Here is a 3907-nt window from a genome sequence, read left to right on the forward strand (position 1 = left end):
TCAGCACTGGGAGCGCGCCATGCGCTCCACCAGGCTGCGCGGGCGCAGGTCGGTCCAGTTCTGCTCGACGTGGTCGAGGCAGGCCTGGCGGGTGTCGGGCCCGTGGGCCACGGTCCAGCCCGCGGGCACGTCCACGAACGTCGGCCACAGCGAGAACTGGCCCTCGTCGTTCACCAGCGCGTGGAACGTGCCGCTCTCGTCGTCGAAGGGGTTGGTCGACATGTCTTCCTCCTCAGGGTCGCGCAACGGCGAAGCGGTCGGCGTGGACCTCGGCGGCCAGCGAGGCGGTGATCTCGCCCGACCGGACCGCAATGTTGGACAGCAACGTCGACGACAGCCCGTGCGTGTGCTCGGTGGCGCCCTGCACGTAGATGCCCGCGGTGATCCCGGGGCCCGTCGCCACGCGGTAGTCGCGGCGGACCTCGAGCCGCCCGGCGCCGTCGCGCAGGCAGTGCTCGGCGAGGCCGCCCAGCAGCCGGCACGGGTCCGACGGCCGGTAGCCCGTGGCGTAGACGACGAGGTCGGCCGAGAGCACTTCGCGAGCACCGTCGATGAGCGACTCGACGGCCAGCTCCACGCCCCCGGCGGTCTCGACGGCATCGGCCACGCGGCTGACGTTGCGGAACACCAGCCGCTCCCGGCCGCTGACGCGCTCGTGGTAGTGGCGCCGGTAGAGAGCCTCGATCAGCTCCGGGTCGACCACGGAGTAGTTGGTGTTGGCGTGGTAGCCCAGGATCGCGTCCTTGACGTCGGCGGGCGCACGGAAGAAGTCGTCCACCGCGTCGGGGTCGAAGACGCGGTTGGCGAACGCGCTGTCGTCGGCGGGGCTGTAGCCGTAGCGGGCGAACACGGCGCAGACCTGGGCGTCGTCGAACGTGCGGTGCAGGTGGTCCACGGCCTCGGCGGCGCTCTGCCCGGCGCCGACCACGACCACGCGGCGCGGCCGGACCCCGGACGCCGCCACCACCTCGGTGCCGGGGAGCAGGTCGCGGCTGTGCCAGACCCGCTCACTCGTGCGCACCCCCGCGGGCAGCTGCGGCACCAGCCCGGTGGCGAGCACGACGTTGCGGGTGCGGAGCATGTCCTCGCGGCCGTCGCCGGTCCGGGTGCGGACGTCGAGGAGTCCCGGCTCCCCCGCCACCGGCTCGATCGCGGTGACCTCGCGGCCGTAGTCGACCTGCCCGGCGAACCGGGCGGCCACCCACTCGAGGTAGTCGTGGAACTCCAGACGGGTGGGGAACGCGCTGCCGTAGTTGATGAAGTCGGCGAGCCGGTCGCGGTCGTGCAGGTAGGACAGGAAGCTGTGGTCGCTGGCCGGGTTCCGCAGCGTGACCAGGTCCTTGAGGAACGAGATCTGCATCGTCGCGTCCTCGAGCAGCATGCCCCGGTGCCAGCCGAAACGTTCCTGGCGCTCCACGAACCGGGCCGAGAGCGGCGGCCCACCACGATCGGCACCGTGCTCGGCCACGGCGACGGCCAACCCGAGGTTGGAGGGGCCGAATCCGACCCCGACGACGTCGTGAACGGGGGGCTCGGACTCAGCGGAATCGGACTTCATGAGGGCAGCCTTACCTAAATTAGTGGCTCCCACAAGTCCGGTCGGCGGCGAACGGGCGACTCGAGGCCGCTCGAATGCATGCCCGGAACATCCGTTCCGTCCGGACGTCGGCGCCGCGCCGCGGGCGTATCGTCGCTCTCGCGCACGGAAAGCGAGTTATGCCAGGATCGCGGCGTGCAGGCCTTCCGACTCAACGGGTCCCGGATCCTGGAGATCGACCTCCACGGTGACGCGGTCCGTGCCGCCACCGGCGCGATGATCGCCTACACCGGCGACGTCACGTTCAGGAACGCGGGCATGGGCGGGGGTGGCGGGTTCCGAGCGGCACTGAAACAGAAGGCCACCGGCGAGTCGGTGTCGCTCATGACCTGCTCCGGCCAGGGCACGGTGTGGTTCGCCAAGGACGCCATGGAGGTGCTCGTCGTCGAGATGGAGGGCGACACCCTCAAGGTCGAGTCCGAGCAGCTGCTGGCGCTGTCGGACCAGCTGAAGACCGACGTCGCCTTCGCCGGGCTGCGCGGTGCGTCGTCCGGGCAGGGACTGTTCACCACCACCGTCACCGGGTTCGGCACGGTCGCGCTGCTGTCGGCGGGCGGGCCGCCGATCGCGCTGGAGGTCTCACCCCGGTACCCGCTCGTGGTGGACCCCGACTCCTTCATCGCAAGCCGCGGCCGGCTCAACCAGACCTTCGTGACCGACGTGTCGTGGCGCAACCTCATCGGCGAGAGCTCCGGCGAGGCGTTCTCCCTGCGCTTCGACGGCAGCGGCGTCGTCTACATCCAGCCCGAGGAGCGCTGATGAGCATCTTCGAGCAGGTCAACGGCAAGGTCGTCGCCGCGCCGGTCTCCCCCGGCCGCGAGATCCTCGCCCGCCGGGGAGCGATGCTCGCCTACACCGGCGACGTCACGTTCTCTCCCGTGCACACCGGCCCGGGCGGCGCCGGCGGCATGGTCGGCCGCATGATGCAGGGCGAGCACGTGCCGATGATGGTGGCGCAGGGCCAGGGGACCGTGCATTTCGGCTACCGCGGGCTCTACGTCAGCATCATCGACGTCGACGGCTCCGGACCGCTGTCGGTCGAGGCCGACCGACTGGTCGCCCACGAGGCGTCGCTGCAGTCCGCCGTGGTGTTCCTCGGGTCGCAGGGGGGCATCCGCGGGGCCGTGCGCGGCGCCGTCAGCGGGCAGGGGCTGTTCACCACGCAGCTGCACGGATACGGCTCGGTGGCCGTCCTCTCCCACGGCGGCACCATCGCGATCCCCGTCGACGGGATGCGGCCGGTGGCCGTCGACCCCCAGGCCTACGTCGCCCATATCGGGCAGGTGAACGTCGACATCTCCGCCTCGGTGGGCTGGCGCGACGCCGTCGGCCGCGGGTCCGGCGAGGCCATCCAGCTCAAGCTCACCGGGCAGGGCACCGTGTACGTCCAGGCATCGGAGCAGAAACCGTGACTCAGCCCCTGAACCCCGCGACGCTGCCGGCCAACGACAACATCCCGGGCAACCACCACGCCTACTGCGTGAAGCTCGAGGGCCGGCTCTTCATGCAGACCGGCCGCATGATCGCCTACTACCCCGCCCCCCACGGGCAGGGCATCCGGTTCGAGCCGCTCACGTCCGCGAGCCTCGGGGGCTTTGTGGCGCAACGGTTCTCCGCGCCGCTCCACACCCGTGACTGGGTGGTGGCGAACGGGTCGGGGCACCTGATCCTGGGCGACCGCGGCTACGACATCAACAGCTACGACCTCGACGACGGCAACCTGACGCTGCGCGCGGCCAACCTGCTGGCGTTCGACTCGACGCTGGAGCTCAAGCAGTCGATCGTCCCGGGGTTCCTGACGCTGATCGGCACGGGCAAGTTCCTCGCGTCCAGCTCCGGGCCGGTGATCTTCGCGGAGCCACCGATCCGGGTGGACCCGCAGGCGCTCGTGGGCTGGGCCGACTGCCCGTCGCCGTCGCACCACTACGACGCGAGCTGGATGACCGGCTTCCTCGGCGGTGTCATGGGGCTGATCGGCAGCACCTCCGGCGAGGAGCGCCAGTTCGACTTCACCGGGGCCGGCACGGTGCTCATCCAGTCGTCGGAGTCCGGCGTCACCGATCCCCACCTGCTGCGGCAGCTGGAGAGCCAGGTCGGCACGCTCGAACCGTCCGGCCTGAGCCGGTTGCAGCAGGTGATCGCACAGCGGCTGGCGCAGCAGCAGCGGTGACGCCGCGCTCAGGCGCGGGTCGGTTCGCGGGTGATGACCCACAGGGCGTAGATGACGCCGGGGATGTGCGCGACCAGCTGCAGGACGAGTGCGATGAGGACCTTCCTGAGCTTGTGGTCGAGCCCCTCCTTCAACGCCAC

6 protein-coding genes are annotated in these 3907 nt (G+C 70.9%); 3 read left to right on the forward strand and 3 right to left on the reverse strand.

The window, feature by feature from the left end; translation table 11 throughout:
• Both JWR81_RS16995 and JWR81_RS17000 read right to left on the reverse strand, forming a co-directional pair.
• Positions 1 to 222, reverse strand: a complete 222-nt coding sequence (locus tag JWR81_RS16995; protein WP_297653110.1) for an MbtH family protein — start codon at positions 220 to 222, stop codon at positions 1 to 3.
• Positions 223 to 232: 10 nt separating this feature from the next.
• Positions 233 to 1558: a SidA/IucD/PvdA family monooxygenase gene (locus tag JWR81_RS17000; protein ID WP_297653113.1), complete on the reverse strand. Its 1326-nt coding sequence runs from the start codon at positions 1556 to 1558 to the stop codon at positions 233 to 235.
• A gap of 174 nt (positions 1559 to 1732) precedes the next feature.
• Here JWR81_RS17000 and JWR81_RS17005 point away from each other — a divergent pair, with 174 nt between their 5' ends.
• From JWR81_RS17005 to JWR81_RS17015, 3 genes are read left to right on the forward strand one after another with little or no spacing between them, the layout of a single operon-like run.
• The gene (locus JWR81_RS17005; RefSeq protein WP_297653117.1) at positions 1733 to 2356 is read left to right on the forward strand and encodes an AIM24 family protein; all 624 of its coding nucleotides are present in this window, start codon (positions 1733 to 1735) and stop codon (positions 2354 to 2356) included.
• Positions 2356 to 3009: an AIM24 family protein gene (locus JWR81_RS17010; RefSeq protein WP_297653119.1), complete on the forward strand. Its 654-nt coding sequence runs from the start codon at positions 2356 to 2358 to the stop codon at positions 3007 to 3009. The genes JWR81_RS17005 and JWR81_RS17010 overlap by 1 nt, the downstream gene beginning before the upstream one ends.
• The gene (locus JWR81_RS17015) at positions 3006 to 3767 is read left to right on the forward strand and encodes an AIM24 family protein (protein ID WP_297653122.1); all 762 of its coding nucleotides are present in this window, start codon (positions 3006 to 3008) and stop codon (positions 3765 to 3767) included. Before JWR81_RS17010 ends, JWR81_RS17015 begins: the two co-directional genes overlap by 4 nt.
• Positions 3768 to 3775: 8 nt before the next feature.
• On the opposite strand, the gene JWR81_RS34405 is transcribed toward JWR81_RS17015, so the two are convergent.
• Positions 3776 to 3907 carry a YqaE/Pmp3 family membrane protein gene (locus JWR81_RS34405; protein WP_367278800.1) on the reverse strand — a complete coding sequence of 44 codons (132 nt, stop codon included), beginning with the start codon at positions 3905 to 3907 and terminating at the stop codon, positions 3776 to 3778.

This window comes from Pseudonocardia sp. (assembly GCF_025965585.1).
Classification (GTDB): Bacteria; Actinomycetota; Actinomycetes; order Mycobacteriales; family Pseudonocardiaceae; genus Pseudonocardia.

Coding starts and splice junctions, on each gene's coding strand:
- JWR81_RS16995 (WP_297653110.1), bottom strand. CDS start 222: ATGTCGACCAACCCCTTCGACGACGAGAGCGGCACGTTCCACGCGCTG.
- JWR81_RS17000 (WP_297653113.1), bottom strand. CDS start 1,558: ATGAAGTCCGATTCCGCTGAGTCCGAGCCCCCCGTTCACGACGTCGTC.
- JWR81_RS17010 (WP_297653119.1), top strand. CDS start 2,356: ATGAGCATCTTCGAGCAGGTCAACGGCAAGGTCGTCGCCGCGCCGGTC.